We start from the raw sequence: 19,227 nt of genomic DNA, 5'->3' as shown, positions 1-19,227 counted from the left end.
ATCGTGATGCTGATCGCGATGACCTCCTGGATGGAGGTGGCGCGCGTCGTCGAGGCGCAGATGCGCTCGCTGCGCACGCGCGATTTCGCCGTGGCGGCGGTCTCGATGGGGGCCAGCAATATGCGCATCATGTTTCGCGAATTGCTGCCGAATGCGGTTGCGCCGATCGTCGTGGCCGCGACGCTGAACGTCGCCCATGCGATCCTGGCCGAGAGCTACATCTCCTTCCTCGGCTACGGCATCCAGCCGCCGACGCCGAGCTGGGGCAACATGCTGGAGGGCGCCCAAAGCTACCTCACCAGCGCGCCCTGGCTCGCCATCCTGCCGGGAGCCGCGATCACGCTCGCCGTGACCAGCTTCAACTTCGTCGGCGACGGCTTGCGCGATGCGCTCGATCCACGCCTCGACCTGCCATGACGCGACCTGCCATGATGCGATAATGGCTGCGCGGGGTCGCTACCGGAAAGCGCATTCCTTGTCGCGGGCCAGCGCGGGGCCTGCGTGAGGAGGTTCGCCTTCCACGGCACGCGGCAAGCGGGTGTATCGATATCAGCCACAGTCAAAAGAATGCGAACGCGTCATGATATTCGTCAGCGAAGAAGAATCGGCCGCCCTCATCACGCATGAGTTGGCTTTTTCGGCGGTTCGGGCCGCTTTGATCGCTGCTGCCTCTGATGATAGCCGGGTTTTCCCGGCCGTGCTTGGTCGTGCGTCCGATCCGGGCAATACCTTTTCCATCAAGTCGGGCTCCACCGCCGACATCACCGGGCTGAAAGTCGGCTCGTTCTGGAATCGGAATCCCGAAAGAGGCCTGCCTCGCCACAACTCGGCGATCATCCTGCTCGACCAGGAGGTCGGGCGCCTCAGGGCCGTGGTGGAAGCCGGCAGGGTCAATGCCTATCGGACGGCAGCGGCGGACGCGGTCGCAGCGGACCTTCTCGCCAGGCCCGATGCGGAGACCCTGGCGATCTTCGGTGCCGGCAATCAGGCGCGCCACGAGGTCTCGGCCCTGAAGCGGATCCGCCCCATCAAGCGGGTCTTCATCGTTGCGCGCAATCCGTCGCAGGCCGAAGCGATGGTGCGGCAGTGTCGCGAAGACGGTCTGGAGGTGGCTCTGGCGACGCCAGAGGAGGCCTGCCGCGCCGCTGACATCATCGTGACGGCGACGCCCGCGCGTGCGCCTCTTTTCGAGCCGGAATGGGTCCGCCCGGGGACCCATGTCGCGAGCATGGGATCGGACGCTCCGGGCAAGCAGGAGCTGCCGGTCGGCCTGTTCGCGAGGGCGAGGCTGTTCTGCGATCTGCCCTCGCAATCCATCACGATCGGCGAGTTCCAGCACGTGCGCACGCAGGTCGAGGCCGGGGAGCTCATTCTGGGCCAGTTGGGGGCGGCTCTGGAAGGCCGCATTCCCGGGCGGACGGCCGCCGACGAGATCACGGTCTTCGACAGTTCGGGCATCTCGATCCAGGATCTCTACATCGGTCAAATGATCGTCGATCGCCTGTTGTGAAGCGCGTCCGAGCGGCCCTGGCATCCCGGGCTATGACAGGGCTCATGGCCTCGATCGGGATATGTCCCGGGAACCCCGCCATTGCCTGCCCGTTGCTGCGCGCATCCGTGCCTGTCGCATCGACGCGCGAGCGTGCGGAACGACATGCCATTAATCGCTAGGTGAATTGTGGCTTAAACTGGCATTAATTGTAAAATTAATGACCGCGACTATCATTGCGCCCGTAAAGAGCCTTGCAACGCGGTTCGATGCCCGTCGCAAGCGCACAAACAACATCATTACGAAGGCTTGCCGTGGCGAATGCCTTAGAACGCGCAGAGCAGAACGATGGCGAGGTCGTTTTGCTGCCGCTGTCGCAAGATCATCTCGAGGGCGCCTTGGCTCTCTCGCGGGAAATGTCCTGGCCCTATCGGCTTGCCGATTGGGCCGTGGCGCTCGAGTTCGGCCACGGCTTCGCCCTCATCCGCGATGGCGCGGTGCTCGGAACGGCCGTCTGGTGGCCGTATGGCGAGAGCGACGCGATGGCAGGGATGATCATCGTCTCGCGCTCCGCGCAGGGCCGCGGCTATGGGGCGCGGCTGATGGACGCCATCCTGGCGGCGGCCGGTTCGCGGGTGATCCAGCTGAATTCGACCGAGGAGGGGCGCCTGTTGTATGAGCGCCGCGGCTTCGCGCCAGTGGGCGTCATCCAGCAGCATCAAGGCGTTTTCGCCGGACTGGCAGATGCGTCGCTGTCGCCTTTGGTCAGGGGCGCCATGCCCGCAGACAGCAAGGCTATCGCCGATCTCGACTTCGTGGCGACCGGCTGGACCAGAACCAGGATGCTGGAAGGCCTGATGGGTCTTGCCGATATCCATGTCCTCGAGCGGGACGGAGCCGTCAGGGGCTACTGCATGTCCCGGTTGTTCGGGCGCGGCCATGTCATCGGCCCGGTCATCGCCGAGAATGTCGGCGATGCTCGCGACCTGATCCTGGCTGCCCTCGTCCCGCTCTCAGGCCGTTTCGTCCGGATCGACACGTCATCGACCTCTGGCCTCGGCGACTGGTTCGTCACGCTTGGCCTCGAGCAGGTCGGCGATGCGCTCACCATGGTTCGCGGCGATCCGGCGCCTCTGCGCGGCCCGGCCCAGCGCTTTGCGCTGGCGAACCAATCATTCGGCTAGGAAAATCCAGATGGTCTCCTCAACTCAGTTCGCCGATGGCGCTGTCGCCACGGCCGATCGGCAATCCGCGACGATCCAGGGATTGGCAACGCCGGCCCTGCTCCTCGACCGGGACAAGCTGGATCGGAACCTGAAGCGGCTCCGGGACCGGACGGCGGCGCGGGGCGTGGTGCTTCGTCCCCATATGAAGACCGCCAAGTCCATCGATGTCGCGCGTCGTGCATTTCCGTCGGGGACGGGGCCGATCACCGTCTCGACGCTTGCCGAGGCGGAGTACTTCGCGGGCCATGGGTTCACGGACATGACCTATGCCGTCGGCCTGTCGCCCGATTCAGCCCAGCGGGCGATGGCGCTCTGCAAGACAGGAATCGACCTGAAATTGCTTCTCGACTCCGCCGCGCAGGCGAGGGCGCTCGGCGCCGCCGGCCGCGCCGCCGCCGTGCGGCCTTCGGCCTTCATCGAGATCGATTGCGATGGCCACCGTGGCGGCCTCAGGGCAGATGATCCCGAACTGCTCAATGTCGCGCGGGAGATGGCGGAAGCGGGCGTGGCGCTCGCCGGCATCTTGACCCATGCGGGCGAGTCCTACGCCCTCAGCACGCCCGCTGCGCTGGCGGCGGCGGCGGAAAACGAGCGGGCCGTCGCCGTCCTTGCAGCTGAGACCCTGCGGGCGGCGGGCCATGAATGCCCCATCGTCAGCGTCGGTTCGACGCCGACCGCCCATTTCGCGGAGAATCTCGCCGGCGTCACGGAAATGCGGGCCGGCGTGTACATGTTCTTCGATCTGGTGATGCATGGTGTCGGCGTCTGCGCGACGGATGACCTCGCGATCGCCGTCCTGGCGACGGTCGTCGGCACCAAGCCGGAAAAGGGCTGGATCCTGGTCGATGCCGGGTGGATGGCGCTGTCGCGCGATCGGGGGACCGCCGCCCAGCGCGTCGACCAGGGCTATGGCCTGGTCTGCGACCTGTCAGGCAAGCCTTATCCGGACCTGATCGTGGGGCAGGCCAGCCAGGAGCATGGCGTGATCCTCGTCAGGCCGGGCTCGGCTGCGACGCCGCCTGACCTGCCGGTCGGCTCGAAGGTGTGGATCCTGCCGAACCATGCCTGCGCCACGGCCTCGCAACACGACGTCTACAATGTCATCTCGTCGGGGCGCCATGACATCGAAGCGCGCTGGCCACGCATACGCGGCTGGTAGTTCTCCCTTCGGTCCGGGCTGCCGCGTTCGGGCGGCAGCGGTCGCATCGACAGGTTTTTCGAGGTCGGCATGAAACTCACATCTTACTGGTTGGACACGTCGGAGCCGTTCAGGAGCGCCGCGAGCGGGCCCGTGGCAGGTCATTGCGATGTCGCTGTCATCGGCGGTGGCCTGACGGGATCGTCGGCGGCCCTGGCCCTTGCCAGGAAGGGTGCGCGCGTCGTCCTGCTCGAGGCCGAGACCATCGGGCATGCCGCATCGGGGCGCAATGGCGGCATGTGCAACAACGGCTTCGCCCAGGATTACGGAGTGATGTCGGCGCGCATCGGCAAGGATGCCGCCAACACGCTCTATCGCGCGTTCGATGCCGGCGTGGATATGGTGGAACGCCTCGTTCGCGAGGAACAGATCGACTGCAGCTTCGCGCGGGTCGGCAAGATCAAGCTCGCGGCGAAGCCCGAGCATTACGACAAGCTTGCGCGCGGCCAGGCCTTGCTGGCAGCCAATGTCGACGCCGAGACATGGATGGTCAGCAAGGCCGATCTATCGAGCGAGGTCGGCTCGCAGCGCTATTATGGCGGCCTCGTCTACGGCAAGAGCGCGACCATGCATGTCGGGCGTTTCGTCCGCGGCCTGGCCGAAGCCGCCGCCCGGCAAGGCGTCGAGATTCACGAACGCACGCCGATGACCGGCCTGAAGCCGGCATCAGGCGGCGGCCACGTCATCGACACGCCGAAGGGCCGGCTCAACGCCAGGCAGGTGCTGCTCGCAAGCGGCACCTCGCATACCGGCCCGCTCGGCTGGATACGCCGCAGGATCGTTCCCGTCGGCGCCTTCCTGATCGTGACGGAACCGCTGCCGATCGCGACGCTCGACAGGCTGCTGCCACGCCGCCGAAATGCGGTCGATACGAAGAATCTGGTCACTTATTTCCGCACGACTCCCGACAACCGCCTCCTCCTGGGCGGACGAGCCCGCTTCGCGGTCTCAAATCCGGCTTCCGACCAGAAGAGCGGCGCCATCCTGCAAGCATCGCTCCACGACGTCTTCCCCGAGCTTCGTTCCGCGCGCATCGACTATTGCTGGGGCGGGATGGTCGACATGACCAGGGATCGCCTGCCGCGAGCCGGGGAACGCAACGGCATCTACTATTCGATGGGCTATAGCGGCCACGGCACGCAGATGTCGACGCTGATGGGCACCATCATGGCGGAGGTGATGGACGGTCGCGTCGAGCTCAATCCGTGGAAGGATTTCGATTGGCCGGCGATCCCCGGCCATTTCGGCTCGCCCTGGTTCCTGCCTCTGGTCGGCGCCTACTATCGGATCAAGGACCGCTTCCAATGACCGCACCTGTTCGCCATCTGGCCGAGGCCGGCTTTCTCGAGCGCTTCTTCATCGGCGGCGAATGGCGGCAGGCTTCCGGAACGGAGAGGGCCGCCGTCATCAATCCTGCGACCGAGCAGGCGGTCGCCGAGGTGGCGCTCGGCGACGAGAGTGACCTCGATCGGGCGGTAAAGGCTGCAAGGGCTGCTGCTCCGGGCTGGGCAGCCGTGGCGCCGTCCGAGCGTGCAAGGCTGCTCGAGCGCATCCACGGCCTCATGCTCGCGCGGCTGGAACTGTTCGCGCAGGCGCTGACGGCCGAGATGGGCGCGCCGATCAACTATGCCCGCCAGGTGCAGGTGAAACTGGCTGCCGAGCATATCCGCGCCGCGAGGGATAATCTCCTCGATTTCCCGTTCATCACGCGGCGCGGAACCACCGCGATCCTGCGCGAGCCGATCGGCGTGTGCGGGCTGATCACGCCCTGGAACTGGCCGCTCTACCAGATCACCGCCAAGGTTGGCCCTGCGCTCGCGGCCGGCTGCACCGTCGTGCTCAAGCCAAGCGAGATGTCGCCCCTGAGTGCGCTGCTCTTCGCGCAGGTGACGCAGGATGCGGGGTGTCCGCCCGGCGTGTTCAATCTCGTCAACGGCAGCGGGCCTGTGATCGGAGCCGGGCTTGCGCGCCATCCCGGGGTCGACATGATCTCGATCACCGGTTCGACAAGGGCCGGCGTGCTCGTCGCGCAAGCCGCGGCCCCGACGGTCAAGCGCGTGGCACAGGAACTCGGCGGCAAGTCGCCGAACCTGCTTCTGCCCGACGCGGATTTCGGCCGCGCCGTTGCGCTGGGCGTCGGAGCAGCATTCCGCAATCTGGGTCAATCCTGCAGCGCTCCGACCAGGATGCTGGTGCCGAGATCGCGGCTGGCTGAAGTCGAGGGCCTGGCTGTCGCGGCGGTTGCGGACATCGTGGTCGGCGATCCGCTTGGCGAGGATACGACGCATGGCCCCATTGCCAACCGCCCTCAGTTCGAACGCGTCCAGATGATGATCCGCGCTGGCCTGGAGGACGGCGCCAAGCTGATCGTCGGCGGAAGCGGGCGCCCCGATGGCCTCGAGACCGGCTTTTTCGCCCGCCCCACGATCTTTTCCGATGTCCGGCCGGAGATGCGAATTTCACAGGAGGAGATCTTCGGGCCGGTGCTGTCGATCATCCCCTACGACACTGTCGATGAGGCGGTCGCGATCGCCAACGACACGGTCTACGGCCTGGGCGCCCACGTCCAGTCCGCCAATCTTGACCAGGCACGCGCCGTCGCGGCGCGGATCCAATCAGGGCAGGTGCATATCAATCACCCGGCCTGGGATCCGAATGCGCCGTTCGGCGGCTACAAGCAATCGGGCAATGGCCGTGAATACGGCATCGAGGGCATCGAGGAATATCTCGAGACGAAGGCCGTGCTGGGCTATTACGAGTGACCCAGCGCCCGCTCGTCACCTTTGAGGTCGAGCCTCACAGCCCGCGCGAAGCAGGAGACGCAGATCCCGAGCGGGATATCGGGCGCGCCTCGCCTGCAAGGCTCGGCAACACGGCCGCGATGTGGTCGCCCAAAGCTCTCGCGGCCGATGATGGCCTGAGCTCCGCGAACTCCAGCGCAATCCCGATCGCGGGAAGCACCGGCAATCCTGCCGAGACGATGTGCAGATCCGGCGGAACCGCGGTGCGAGTCAGGACGCTGATGGCATGACCTGATCGGGCAATGGCGATGAGACCAGCCAGGCTGTTGCTGGCAAAGGCCACCCTGTAGCGCCGGCCAGCCGCCTCCATCGCGTCGCAGGCCGCGCGATAGTCCAGCGTCATCGGCGCAGACAGCGCCAGTGGGAGGACGGCCTGGTCAAGCACCTCCGGCTCGGCTGCGTTTGCGACCCAGGCGAAGTTTTCGCTCCTGATGACCTCTGCGCCGGCCGGGTCGGGGAGGGAGACCAGCGCCATCTCGATCTGCCGCCGATGCAGCAGCGGGCGCAGCTCAGAGGTCGGCGCGCAGACCATGCGCAGCTCGACATCGGGATGCAGGGCACAGAACTCCCGCAGCAGATCCGGCAGAAACGCGATCGAGTAATCCTCGGGACAGCCGAGGCTGACAGACCCCTTGAGGCCGGTTCCGCGCATGTCGGCGAGGATCTCGTCATGCCTGGCCAAAAGCGATTCGGCATGGGCGAGCAGCTTGTCTCCCGCCGTGGTCAGGCGCACGCCCGAACCGCTTCGGTGCAGGAGAGCCTGGCCGGTCAACGCTTCCAGGCGCTGCATCTGCATGCTCAACGCCGATTGCGTCCGCCCGATCTGCAGGGAGGCGACGCTGATCGAGCCCGTGCGCGCGATCACGGCGAAGTTCCGGAGCAAGGCGAGGTCGAGCGTGCGCATGACCATCAATTTAATCGATATCGGCTTGAAAGAGTATCAATTTGCGCAGTGCAACAGCCGCAACTAGCCTTCGGACACTCCCGCTTCCGAGGTGATCCATGTCGCTCAACGCCGATCCCGCCTTCTGGGCCGCCGCAAACACGCATCTGACCCGCTATGGGCCCGATTTCGAAGCGATCATCGTCGAGCGGGCCGAGGGCAGTTTTGTCTATGATGCCGACGATCGCGCCATCCTGGACTTCACCTCGGGCCAGATGAGCGCCGTCCTCGGCCATACCCATCCCGACATCGTCGCGACGGTGGACCGGCAGATGCGATCCGTGGCGCATCTCTTCAGCGGGATGCTGTCGCGCCCGGTTGTCGATCTGGCCTCGCGTCTTGCCGCGCTCGCTCCCGGCCTCGACCGGGTGCAGCTCCTCACCACCGGGGCGGAATCGAACGAAGCGGCCATCCGCATGGCGAAGCTGGTGACCGGCGGACATGAGGTCGTCGCCTTCGCACAGAGCTGGCACGGCATGACGGGAGCAGCGGCGGCAGCAACCTACAGCGCCGGCAGGAGGGGCTACGGACCGGTCGCGCCCGGCTCCTTCGTCATCCCTGCGCCCAATTCCTACCGCCCGCGCTTCATCCATCCCGACGGCTCCAATGATTGGCAGGCCGAACTCGACGACGCCTTCTCGCTGATCGACAGGCAGTCGACCGGCAACCTTGCCGCGTTCATCGCCGAACCAATCTTGTCGAGCGGCGGCATCCTCGAACTCCCGCTTGGCTATCTCGCCGCGCTCAAGCGCAAATGCGAGGAACGGGGCATGTTGCTGATCCTCGACGAGGCCCAGACCGGGATCGCGCGGACGGGCAACATGTTCGCGTTCCAGCGCGACGGCGTCACGCCCGACATTCTGACGTTGTCGAAGACGCTCGGCGCCGGCCTGCCGCTCGCGGCCGTGATGACCTCGCAGGCGATCGAGGAGAAGGCGCATGAGCGCGGTTTCCTGTTCTACACGACCCATGTCTCCGATCCGCTCCCGGCAGCGGTAGGCGTGACGGTGCTCGACGTGGTCGAGCGCGACGGCTTGGTCGAACAGGCCATCGCGCGCGGCGCGCGGCTCCGCAATGGGCTTTTGTCACTTCAGCAGAAGTTCGAATGCGTCGGGGATGTGCGCGGGCGAGGCCTCCTTCTCGGCCTTGAGATCGTCACCGATCGGCAGAGCAAGGCGCCGGGCTTCGAGCTCGGGGCCAAGGTCATGGAAGAGGCCATGCGCCGGGGGCTCAGCATGAACATCGTCAAGCTTCCCGGCATGGGCGGCGTCTTCCGGATCGCGCCGCCCCTGACGGTCTCGGACGCCGAGATCGACCGCGGCCTGGCGATCATGTCGGAGGCGATCGACAGCGCGATCGCCACGGGCTGACCCCGGCGAGGAGCGACTTCAGCCTGAACTGATCTGGATGCGCCCTTGCAATGGCCGAAAGCCATCCTGACGATAACGGCCTCGCATGTGCCCGGAACTCACTTTGTGATGAGCCATCCGGGCACTGCAGGTCGATTGGACGCCTCCGGCCCCTGATCAGATACCGAGCGCGCAGCCGTCCTTGCGCGGGTCGGAGCCGCCGAGCAGCGTGCCGTTCTCCCAATCGATCCAGATCGCCTGGGCCCCGCCGATCGGCGTCTTGGCCGGCTGAACCTTGAAGCCCCGGCTTTCGAGCGCCGGCCCGCAGGAGGCCAGCAGGCGACTTTCGAGCTCGACGGTCGCGGTGCCGGGCAGCGGGAACAGCCGCGGCAGGTCGATCGCGCTTTGCAGGTCGAGGCCGTGGTCGAACAGCTTCGACAGGAAATGGGCATGGCCCATCGCCTGGTAATGCCCGCCCATCACGCCGAAGGACAGGCAGACCCGGCCGTCCTGCGCGACCATGGCGGGGATGATGGTGTGCATCGGGCGCTTGCGCGGGCCGACGGCGTTCGGGTGGCCCTGTTCGAGCACGAAGCTCTGGCCGCGATTATGGAGCAGCACGCCCGCTTTCGGCGTCAGCAAGCCGCTGCCATAGGGATGGAAGATCGAGTTGATGAAGCTGACCGCATTGCGGTCCTTGTCGACGACGGAGATGTAGACCGTGTCGCGATGCTCGGCGCCGCCTGTGAGGGCCGGCAGCGGCGCAGTGGCGCGCGCCGGGTCGATCCGGCCGGCAAGTTCATCGGCAAGCGCATCCGAGAGCAGATAATCGACCGGCACATGGCCGACCGTCATGTCGGCGACGAACTGGTCGCGCGCGGCATAGGCCAGGCGCGTCGCCTCGACCTCGATATGCAGGTTCTCGACAGCGAGCGGATCGGGCTTCGGCGTGAAACGCTCCAGGATCTTCATGATCATCAGGGCGACGATGCCCTGGCCGTTGGGCGGGATTTCATAAACAGTGCGGCCGCGGAACTGCGTGCTGATAGGCGTGACGTATTCGCCGGCGGCCGTGGCAAAATCCTCCAGCGTGTGCAGCCCTCCAGCCGCCCCGAGATAGTCGACCATCTCGGCGGCGACCTCGCCGCGATAGAAGGCGTCCCGCCCTTCGCGGCCGATCGCCTCCAGCGTCGCTGCCAGCTGGGGCTGGTGCTGGACCGTGCCGGCAGCCGGCGCCTCGCCCTTGACCAGGAAGGTCGCGGCCGCATTGGCATCCTGCCGCAGCAGATCGCGCTGGTTGCCGAGATCATAGGCGACGCGCGGCGTGATCGCGTAACCGTCGCGAGCGAGCTTGACCGCCGGCTGCAGGATCTCGGCAAGCGGCATCCGGCCATGATCCTTGACCAGTCGCGTCCAGGCGTCGACGGCGCCCGGCACCGTCACGGCATGGGGCGAGCGCCGTTCGATCGTGGTGATTCCAGCGGAGCGATACCAGTCGAGCGTGGCCGCAGCGGGCGTGCGGCCCGAGCCGTTATAGCCGCGGATATCGGTGCTGCCGCCCTTCGAGATCAGGGCGAAGCAGTCGCCGCCGATGCCGGTCGAACCCGCCTCGACGACGCATTGCACGGCGCAGGCGCCCACCGCCGCATCGACCGCATTGCCGCCGGCACGCAGGATGTCGATGGCGACGAGCGTCGCCGCCGGATGCGAGGTGGCGGCCATGGCCTCGCGGCTGATGGCGAGGGAACGTCCGGGAAGCTCGAAGTCACGCATGGCAGGCCTGATCTTGGTTGGCCGCAGGCATCGACGCCGACGGCGGTGGGTTCATCATGACGGGCTCGCCCGGAAGGCAGTGTTGCTGCCCTCCGGGCCTGCGTTGTCAGCCCTTGCGCAGATTAGTGAAGACGGGAACGCCGTTGAGCATGCCGGTCAAGGTCTTGCGATAGGCGACAGGCTGGAAATACTGCCCAGCCGGAACATAGGGCACATCCTGCATCGCCTGCAGTTCGATCTCGCGGGCGATCGCCTTCTGCTCTGCCAGAGTGGCCGCCTCGAGCCAGCGGGCGCGCAGCGCTTCGATCTGCGGGCTTTCAGGCCAGCCCGGGCCGGCTTTGGGACCATTGCCGCGCAAGGGCGAGCTCGTCGCCGGCGAGCCGAGATCGAGTCCCGACCAGTAGGTAACGTAGCAGCTCCAGCCACCCTGCTCGATCGGGGTGCGATTGGTGATGCGCTGCAGGACCGTGCCCCAATCGGCCGCGACGAAGTCGACATTCGCACCGATCTGGCGCAAGGCGTCGGCCGCAACATCGCAAACCAGCGAGATGCGCGGCACGTCCTGGGCCGCAAGGAAGACGATGCGCTCGCCCTTATAGCCCGCGTCAGTCAGCTCCTGCTTGAGCTTTGCGAAATCCTTCGGCCCTTTCAGTGCCGACGCCACAGCGTCCGACGCCATCGGCGAATTGCCGGGAAAGAAACCCATGCTGCTGCGCTTGACCTGGGGATCGCCGCCGCAGACCGCATCCATGCAGGCCTGCTGGTCGAGGGCCTTGAGGATCACGCGTCGGATGGCTGGGTTGTTGAACGGCGCCTGGGTATGGTTGAGGCGCAGTTGGCCGGCCATGCCGCTGGGGTCTTTGACCTCGACGACGATGTTGGGGTCCTTCCGCAGCAGCGGCAGCAGGTCGATCAGCGGCTGCTCGATCCAGTCCACGGCTCCGGTCTGGAGCGCCGAGACCGCCGTCGCTGCGTCCGGCATGACGTTGAACTCGATGCGATCGAGATAGGGCGTGCGCGGCCCGGCGGTGAAGCTCGGCGTGCCGCTGGGACGCGGCACATAGCCCTGATGCCGGGCATAGACATGGCGAGCGCCCGAGACGCGCTCCTCCTTGACATAGCGGAACGGGCCCGAGCCGATCGCCTCCGGGATCTGCTTGAACGGGTCGGTCTCGGCCAGGCGCTCGGGCATGATCGCGGCGACGAGCGCGCTCGGGCGCGCCAGCGCTGCCGGCAGCAGCGGGAACGGCTTCTTGAGCCGGAAGACGATGGTGCGGTCGTCGGGCGCCGAGAGCTCGTCGGTCACCGCTATCAGCGCCTGGCCGAAGGCATCGCGCGCGCCCCAGCGCCTGATCGAGGCGACGGCGTCGCGCGCCAGCACTTTGGCGCCGTCATGGAAGACCAGGCCCGGCCGCAGCGTCAGGGTCCAGCGCTTGCCGTCATCATCGACGACATGGCCTTCGACCATCTGCGGTTGCGGCTGCAGGGACTCGTCGAGCCCATAGAGCGTGTCCCAGACCAGGAGCGCATGGGTGCGCGTCGAATAGCCGGTCGTCCAGATCGGATCGATGATCGCGACGTCGGAATAGGGCACGAAACGCAGGGTCTTGGCGTCCTGCGCAAGCGCGAGATGCGGCGCCGCAGGCAGGAAGGTTGCCGCGGCGGAGGCTTTCAGAAACTGGCGTCTGTCCATGTCATTCCCCTGTCATTGATGTCTGGTGCTCGGCGCGGAGGCCGCTGCGGGCCCTTGTCGCGCCTGAAATCGGATCGCCTTGGCGAGCCCTCCCGATATGTGGCTAAGGCAATTGCAGTGCGCTCGAAGCCGCCTTGCCGGCGCGGCGCGGCGTGCCGTTCGCGAGATTGCCGCTACGCAGGAACTCGGCGAGGCGCGGCGCCGTGCGCATCACATGATCGCGCATCGTCTGCTCGGCGAAGGCGGCATCGCCCGTCTTCATCGCCTCGACCACGACATGCTGGGTCTGGGTGGCGGTGCGCGGCCGGTCGATATGGTGGAGCCAGACGCGCATATAGGGCTCGACGGCAATGTGTAGTGCCGAGATCTGCCGGACCAGCTTCGGCCGGCCGCTGAGGCTGCAGATATATTCGTGGAAGGCCTGGTGGTGGCTCAGCCAATCGCCGCCGCCGGCTTCGCCGCTGCGTTCCATCCGCTGGATGAAGGCGTCGAGCTCGGCCAGAACCGCGGCATCAACGCGCGGCATGGCGAGGCGGACCGCCAGCCCCTCGAGCACCGAGCGGATCTCGAAGCTCTCGAAGATCTCGTCGATCGTCAGCCCGGACACCACGCAGCCGCGGTTGGGCCGGATCATCACGAGCCCTTCATTGGCGAGGCGCTGGAAGGCCTCGCGCACCGGCATGCGGCTCATCGCCAGCTCCTGCGCGATCGTCTCCGGGATCAGCCGCTCGCCCGGCTGATAATGCCCGACGCGGATGGCCTGGAGAATCGCGCGATAGGCCTCCTCCTGCGCCGTGGCGGTCGAAGATGTCCGTCCAAAGCTCATCGGGCCGGCTCCCTGCGAGCGCGCCGCCAGTGACGGCGGCGCTTCGATTGCATCACTGTATCCAGTGATGCAATCGAAGCGGGCGGAACGCAAGCGCCCAGCCTGCCGCAATGCTGCGCAACAGCGCCTGAACTTTTTGCCTGTCTGTGTGAGCGGCCTTCGGCGCGAGCCATCGGCTGTGGCGTGCACCCGCCATTTGGCCGGGCCTGTTTGCCGCAGCCGTTGACCTGCCTCATATCACGCACTATTTGAAGTTACATGAAACGCGACAGTCGACTATCCGGCGTGCTCCATGTGCTGCTGCACATGGCGGAACATGATGGCCCCGTGACCTCCGAGGTGCTGGCAAGAGCGATGGATACCAATCCGGTCGTGATCCGCAGGGTCATGGCCGGCCTGCGCGAACAGGGCTATGTGCGCTCCGAGAAGGGCCATGGCGGCGGCTGGACGCTGGCGCGGAATCTGGCCGAGATCACGCTGCGCGATATCTATGATGCGCTTGGCCGCCCCACGCTCCTGGCGATGGGCAACCGCACGGAGGCGCCGGGCTGCCTTGTCGAGCAGGCCGTGAATGCAGCGCTCGACACGGCCTTTCGCGAGGCGGAGGCGCTTCTCTTGTCCCGCCTTGGCGGCGTCACACTCGCCACGCTGAGCGCCGATTTCCATGCCCGTCTGACCGCGCGCTCGGGTTCCTTCCGAACGGAGATCGATCATGCCCACTAAACCGTTTTCGAGCGAAGTGGCTACCGGTTCCCTCACGACAGACGCGAAGCGTCTGCGCGGAGAAAACGCGTTAAAACAAAGCTCTAAGGATGGCGCCGAGCATTTTCTGAGCGCCTTCTCCGATCCGGAGCGCGTTGCTCGCTATGCCGATGGTCCCCGTCGCTATGTGCCCGGTCTTGCCGATCTTCACCGCATGACGGGGATCCTGCTCGCGGAGCGCGCGCCGCGAGATGCCAGGGTTCTCGTCCTGGGGGCAGGCGGCGGGCTGGAACTGAAGGCTCTGGCGGAGGCCCATCCGGAATGGAGCTTCGTCGGCGTCGATCCATCCGCGGAAATGCTGGGGCTTGCAGCCCATACGCTTGGCCCGCTCGGCGCGCGCGTGGAGCTGGTTCAGGGCTATATCGAGGATGCGCCGCCGGGCCCCTTCGACGCAGCGACCTGCTTGCTGACGCTGCATTTCCTCGCTGCCGACGAGCGGCGGCGGACGGCGAGCGATATGCGACGCCGGCTCAAGCCGGGGGCGCCGTTCGTGGCGGCCCATGGCAGTTTTCCGCAGGGAGGAGACGAACGGGCGCTCTGGCTCTCGCGCTATGCCGCCTTCGCGATCACATCGGGCGTCGATCCCGACCAGGCGAATGCGGCCCGAATAGCGGTCGACACGAGCGTGAGCATGCTCAGCCCGGAGCAGGACGAAGCAATCCTGCGCGAGGCCGGTTTCGCGGATGTGACGCTGTTCTTCGCCGCCTTCACCTGGCGCGGCTGGATCGCGCATGCGTGACGATGAGCGATATCTGGGCGCTCATGCTGTCCGGACGAAGCAGGCGGCCTGGGTTCCTGACCGCGCGTCCTTCAGGGCAGGGCGCGCCGTCGCACAGATATCGACGCGGATCGGGCAGCGGCTGATGAAGGGGCAGCCCGGCGGCGGCGAGAGCGGGCTCGGCAGGTCGCCGGTCAGGATGATTTTTTCGCGGCGGCGCTGCAGGACCGGGTCCGGCAGCGGGATCGCCGAGAGCAGCGCCTGGGTATAGGGGTGCCGCGGCGCCTCGAACATCGCATCGATCGGCCCGCTTTCCGCGACCGTGCCGAGATAGAGCACCATCGCCTCGTCGGCGATGTGCCGCACCACCGAGAGATCATGCGAGATGAAGAGATAGGCGAGATCGAGCTCGCGCTGCAGCTCCAGCAACAGGTTCAGCACCTGCGAGCGGATCGAGACGTCGAGCGCCGAGACCGGCTCGTCGAGGATCAGGAGGCGCGGCGACAGCGCCAAGGCGCGGGCGATGACGACGCGCTGGCGTTGGCCGCCCGAAAGCGCGCTCGGCAGGCGCTCGCTGAAGGCTGCGGGCAGGCCGACCCGGTCGAGCAATTCGATCACCCGTCTGCGCCGGTCATTGCGCGACCAGCCGGCGATGGCGAGCGGCTCGGCGATGCTGTCGCAGATGCTCATCTTCGGGTCGAGCGCGGCGCTGGGATCCTGGAAGACGATCTGGATCTCCTGCGCCAAGGCCGCCCGGTCGCGGCCCTTGAGCCCGGTGACGTCGCGTCCGTCGAACAGGATGGTGCCGCCCGTCGCCTGCTCCAGTCCGATCACGGCATAGGCCGTGGTCGACTTGCCGCAGCCGGATTCGCCGACCAGCGCGAGCGTTCGGCCGGCATGGACATCGAAGGAGACGCCGTCGACCGCCTTGACCACGCCGCCGCGCGCCCCGACGCCTTGGCGCAGCTTGAAATGGACCTTGAGGTCGCGAACCTGCAGCAGCGGCGCGCTCATGCCAAGGCCTCGATGCGGGCCGAATGCCAGCAGGCGGCGGCGTGGCTCGAAAATGCTCCGGCCTCGACCAGCGCCAAGGGCGGCGGCTCGAGGCAGGCCCCGTCGGCGAGCGGGCAGCGCGAGCGGAAGCGGCAGCCATCGGGCCAGGCGCCGGCGCTGGGCACCATGCCCTCGATGGTGCGCAAGATCGCCTTGCGCTGGCCTTGCAACGTCGGGATCGTCGCCAGCAGGAGCTTGGTATAGGGGTGGCGCGGCGCGGCGAAGATCGGCTCGACCGGTCCGCTTTCAACGATGCGGCCGCCATACATTACGCAGACATCGTCGGCGAGATCGGCGACGACGCCCATGTCATGGGTGATCAGGACGATCGCGGTGCCGACCTCCTCGCGCAGGCGGCGCATCAGATCGAGGATCTGCGCCTGGATCGTGACGTCGAGCGCCGTCGTCGGCTCGTCGGCGATCAGCAGGGCCGGCCGGCAGATCAGGGCCGAGGCGATCATGATGCGCTGGCACATGCCGCCGGAGAGCTCGAACGGATATTGCCGCGCCCGCCGCGCCGCATCGGGAATGCCGACACGGGTCATCATCGCGATGGCTTCCGCGCGCGCGGCTTTCCCCGAAAGTCCGCGATGCAGGATCAACGCCTCCTCGACCTGCTCGCCGACGCGCATCAGCGGGTTCAGCGAAGCGACGGGCTCCTGGAAGATGATCGTCGCCTCATTGCCCCGCACCTGCGAAAGCGCGGCTTCATCAAGCCCGGTCAGGTCGCGCCCGTTCAACCGGATCGCGCCTTGCCTGATCTCAGCCGCCTTCGGCAGCAGCCCGAGCACCGACAGGGCCGTCAGGCTCTTGCCGCAGCCGGATTCACCGACGATGGCGAGGATGCGGCCAGAGCCGACCGCAAGCGAGACATGGTCGACGATGCGGTTGCCGTCGATCTCGATGACGAGATCGTCGATCGCCAGGACGGGAGCATCGGGCGTCATCATGCCGTCGCTGCGACCACGGCGGCCCAGGGGCTGGTCGGGTGAGCCATGCCGATGAACCCCCCAGCGGGGGCCGCCATCACGGCCGAGGGAATCGAGAAATTCACCGGATAGAGCGTGTCCTCGACGATCTCGACGGGGAAGGCCGTTGCGACGGTCGCGGCGACATCGGCCTGCGCACGCGCGTCGATCTTGATGCACGGCGTCGAGGCGTCGATGCGCGGGCGATGGAAGGTTTCTTCGAGCGAGAGGCCGAAATCGGCAAGGCCGGAGATCAGTTGCAGCACCGTCGGGAAGATGGTGCGCCCACCCGCTGCCCCGATGGCGAGCACGGGGCGCCCGTTCCGGCTCAGCACCAGCGGGCACATATTGGCGAGCGGCTTCTGGCCGGCCGCGATGCTGTTGGGCTGGCCGGGACGGGGATCGAACCACATCATGCCGTTGTTCATGAAGATGCCGGCATGGGGCAACGCGACCTTGGCCCCGAAGCGCGAGAGCAGCGTGTTGGTCAGCGACACCATGGTGCCGTCGCGGTCGACCACGCTGACATGGGAGGTGCAGCCGGCTTGCGGCGTCGCAGCATGGCCGAGCGTGGTCAGGCGCGTCGCATAGGCCTCGCGGATGGCGCTGGCATAAAGCAGCGCGGTCTGGGCCGGGGTGGTCTCGCGCGAAAGCGGGCCGCCTTCGAGCTTGCTGGCTGCGTCGAGCAAGGTCGGCCCGCCGCTGAGGCCGGGAAGGGCCGCGATGTCGAAATCGCGATAATGGCCGGCGAGCGCCGGCGCCCAGGCGACCTCATAGGCGGTCAGGTCACTGATGCGGATCGGCGAGCCGCCGGCTTCGAGATCGGCAGCGATCATCCGGGCGCTCTCGCCCTCGTAGAAATCGCGCGCGCCGGCCTTGGCCAGCCGCCGCAGAAGGGCGGCCTTGCGCGCCATCGGCTTGAACCGCCGCGTATCGGCCCCGGCCTTGGGCGGGTGTCCGTCATCCAAGAGCAGCGCCGCCGCAGCCGGATCGCGCGAGAGGCCTGCCGCGTCGATCGCGATGCAGAGCGCCGCGAACCAGTCGATCTCCAGCCCGCGCTCGGCATGTTCGATCGCCGGCTGCAGCGCCTCCTCCCAGGAGAGCGTGCCATGGCGTGCGAGCGCCGCGGCAAAGCCTGCGATCGCGCCGGGCACGCAGATCGCGCTATAGCCGGAGACATTACGCTCCTCGATGACGGCCGGCCAGGCGAACCAGTTGCCGCTCTGGCCATCGGTCAGCGGATAATCGGCCGGATCGAGCCCGGCGGCGGCGCGGACATTGAAATCGAGCGTCTCGGTGGCGCCGGTGCGACCATCGGCATGGACGAGAAAGCCGCCGCCGCCGACCCCTGACAGCCAGGGTTCGACGGTGCTCAGCACCAGCGCGGTGACGATCGCCGCATCCATCGCATTGCCGCCGCGCGAGAGCACGGCGGCTCCGGCCTCGGCCGCATGGCGGTTCTGGGCGGCGACGAGGCCGTGGGGTGACTGGACGGCTGGTCTCTGGACGGTGAAGGTCTGCATCAGCGCGGGGCCTTGAAGCGGAGCGGGCCGCTGGGCTCGGGCAAACGCGGCGGCACGCTGAAGCGCTCGGCATTGGGGCTGGCGGCATGATGGCCGGCGAGCTCGCCGACGGTCGCGATCCAGACCCCGTCCGAGGCTGTGACGACATCGAGCAGCTTTTCCAGCATGCGGATCCGGCCGGCGCGGCCGGAGATCCAGTCATGGATCGTCAGCATCATCATCCGGCCCTCGCGGTGCAGCACCTGCCATTCGTCGAGCCAGGCCTCGAGGATGCCGCCTTGCGGGGAGGGCGGGGCGCGGTCCGTCGGGCTGCCGGTGAAGCGGAAATAGATCGCGTCATCGACCGCCCAGAGCACCGGTACCTGGGTCACGCCGCCGATCGTATAGGGATGGTCGAAGCCCATCAGCGAGGAATCATAGAGCCCGCGCCGCTTCACCTCGGCCAGCATGGCAGGCGTCATCTCCCAGGCTGGCGAGCGGAAGCCTTTCGGCACGATACCGGCCTGAGCCTTGAACAGGGCAAGCGATTCATCGAGCGCGCGCGCGAATTCGTCCGGGCCGGCCTCGGTCGCGATCTCATGGAAATAGCCGTGCAGGCCGACCTCATGGCCGCGTTCGACGAAGGCCGGCAGCAGTTCGGGATGGTTCTTCGCCACCAGCCCCGGCACGAACATCGTCGCCTTGATACCGTAGCGGTCGAGCAGGTCGAGGATGCGCCAGATGCCGATGCGCGGGCCGAACAGCCGCTGCTCGATCTGTCCCAGCGTGGCGGGGGCGTCGGCAGCCAGGTTCCATTGGTAGGGGCTCTCGGCATCGACATCGATGCTGAAGCAGAAGGCGCTGGTTTTGCCGGCAGGCCATTCATAGGCGGCGCGGGGGAAGGTCGCGGGAGTCATCGACGCCTC

The 19,227-nt window shown here is 67.0% G+C and carries 17 protein-coding genes; 9 read left to right on the top strand and 8 right to left on the bottom strand.

The features are described 5' to 3' along the window. The 6 genes from CYD53_RS14790 to CYD53_RS14765 form a co-directional block, all read left to right on the top strand. A partial coding sequence (locus CYD53_RS14790; protein ID WP_146055924.1) for an ABC transporter permease occupies positions 1-417 on the top strand: 417 nt, incomplete at its 5' end. 163 nt (positions 418-580) lie between these two features. Next, positions 581-1,510 (top strand): ornithine cyclodeaminase family protein, encoded by a 930-nt coding sequence (locus tag CYD53_RS14785; protein WP_103718850.1) that lies wholly within the window; start codon positions 581-583, stop codon positions 1,508-1,510. A 293-nt stretch (positions 1,511-1,803) separates the two neighbouring features. Beyond that, positions 1,804-2,673, top strand: a complete 870-nt coding sequence (locus tag CYD53_RS14780) for a GNAT family N-acetyltransferase (RefSeq protein WP_245928241.1) — start codon at positions 1,804-1,806, stop codon at positions 2,671-2,673. A 10-nt stretch (positions 2,674-2,683) separates the two neighbouring features. Continuing rightward, the gene (locus CYD53_RS14775) at positions 2,684-3,874 is read left to right on the top strand and encodes an alanine racemase (protein WP_103718848.1); all 1,191 of its coding nucleotides are present in this window, start codon (positions 2,684-2,686) and stop codon (positions 3,872-3,874) included. Between the two features lie 69 nt (positions 3,875-3,943). Continuing rightward, the gene (locus tag CYD53_RS14770) at positions 3,944-5,221 is read left to right on the top strand and encodes an NAD(P)/FAD-dependent oxidoreductase (RefSeq protein ID WP_103718847.1); all 1,278 of its coding nucleotides are present in this window, start codon (positions 3,944-3,946) and stop codon (positions 5,219-5,221) included. Beyond that, positions 5,218-6,675: an aldehyde dehydrogenase family protein gene (locus CYD53_RS14765; protein WP_103718846.1), complete on the top strand. Its 1,458-nt coding sequence runs from the start codon at positions 5,218-5,220 to the stop codon at positions 6,673-6,675. The genes CYD53_RS14770 and CYD53_RS14765 overlap by 4 nt, the downstream gene beginning before the upstream one ends. 34 nt (positions 6,676-6,709) lie before the next feature. Here CYD53_RS14765 and CYD53_RS14760 read toward each other — a convergent pair whose 3' ends face one another. Next, entirely contained in the window at positions 6,710-7,618 is a 909-nt protein-coding gene (locus CYD53_RS14760; RefSeq protein ID WP_181011874.1) for a LysR substrate-binding domain-containing protein, read from the bottom strand. A gap of 98 nt (positions 7,619-7,716) precedes the next feature. On the opposite strand from CYD53_RS14760, the gene CYD53_RS14755 reads away from it, so the two are divergent. After that, positions 7,717-9,027 (top strand): aspartate aminotransferase family protein, encoded by a 1,311-nt coding sequence (locus CYD53_RS14755; protein ID WP_103718844.1) that lies wholly within the window; start codon positions 7,717-7,719, stop codon positions 9,025-9,027. 156 nt (positions 9,028-9,183) lie between these two features. Here CYD53_RS14755 and ggt read toward each other — a convergent pair whose 3' ends face one another. The 3 genes from ggt to CYD53_RS14740 form a co-directional block, all read right to left on the bottom strand. Continuing rightward, a complete protein-coding gene (gene ggt / locus CYD53_RS14750) occupies positions 9,184-10,779 on the bottom strand; it encodes a gamma-glutamyltransferase (protein ID WP_103718843.1) in 1,596 nt (531 codons plus the stop codon). Between the two features lie 106 nt (positions 10,780-10,885). Beyond that, positions 10,886-12,472 (bottom strand): ABC transporter substrate-binding protein, encoded by a 1,587-nt coding sequence (locus CYD53_RS14745; RefSeq protein ID WP_103718842.1) that lies wholly within the window; start codon positions 12,470-12,472, stop codon positions 10,886-10,888. Between the two features lie 103 nt (positions 12,473-12,575). Then, entirely contained in the window at positions 12,576-13,298 is a 723-nt protein-coding gene (locus CYD53_RS14740) for a GntR family transcriptional regulator (RefSeq protein ID WP_103718841.1), read from the bottom strand. Between the two features lie 258 nt (positions 13,299-13,556). Between CYD53_RS14740 and CYD53_RS14735 the strand changes: the two genes are divergently transcribed. Continuing rightward, positions 13,557-14,021 (top strand): Rrf2 family transcriptional regulator, encoded by a 465-nt coding sequence (locus CYD53_RS14735; protein ID WP_103718840.1) that lies wholly within the window; start codon positions 13,557-13,559, stop codon positions 14,019-14,021. A gap of 106 nt (positions 14,022-14,127) precedes the next feature. After that, a complete protein-coding gene (locus tag CYD53_RS14730) occupies positions 14,128-14,799 on the top strand; it encodes a class I SAM-dependent methyltransferase (RefSeq protein WP_245928247.1) in 672 nt (223 codons plus the stop codon). Positions 14,800-14,820: 21 nt separating this feature from the next. Here the strand turns inward: CYD53_RS14730 and CYD53_RS14725 are convergent, their stop codons facing one another. Genes CYD53_RS14725 through CYD53_RS14710 form a run of 4 tightly spaced genes read right to left on the bottom strand, consistent with a single transcriptional unit; the run spans position 14,821 to position 19,218 of the window. Next, positions 14,821-15,792: an ABC transporter ATP-binding protein gene (locus CYD53_RS14725; protein ID WP_103718838.1), complete on the bottom strand. Its 972-nt coding sequence runs from the start codon at positions 15,790-15,792 to the stop codon at positions 14,821-14,823. After that, a complete protein-coding gene (locus tag CYD53_RS14720; RefSeq protein ID WP_425428300.1) occupies positions 15,789-16,781 on the bottom strand; it encodes an ABC transporter ATP-binding protein in 993 nt (330 codons plus the stop codon). Before CYD53_RS14720 ends, CYD53_RS14725 begins: the two co-directional genes overlap by 4 nt. Beyond that, positions 16,778-18,322 (bottom strand): gamma-glutamyltransferase family protein, encoded by a 1,545-nt coding sequence (locus CYD53_RS14715; RefSeq protein ID WP_245928240.1) that lies wholly within the window; start codon positions 18,320-18,322, stop codon positions 16,778-16,780. The genes CYD53_RS14720 and CYD53_RS14715 overlap by 4 nt, the downstream gene beginning before the upstream one ends. Beyond that, complete coding sequence (locus CYD53_RS14710) at positions 18,322-19,218, bottom strand: polysaccharide deacetylase family protein (protein WP_103718872.1); 897 nt, start codon at positions 19,216-19,218, stop codon at positions 18,322-18,324. Before CYD53_RS14710 ends, CYD53_RS14715 begins: the two co-directional genes overlap by 1 nt. Positions 19,219-19,227 lie beyond the last annotated feature (9 nt).

Source organism: Allobosea psychrotolerans, from assembly GCF_002917105.1.
In the GTDB taxonomy this organism is placed as follows: domain Bacteria; phylum Pseudomonadota; class Alphaproteobacteria; order Rhizobiales; family Beijerinckiaceae; genus Allobosea; species Allobosea psychrotolerans.
The sequence above is the reverse complement of the archived record's forward strand: the minus strand, read 5'-3'. Positions and strand labels throughout refer to the sequence as shown.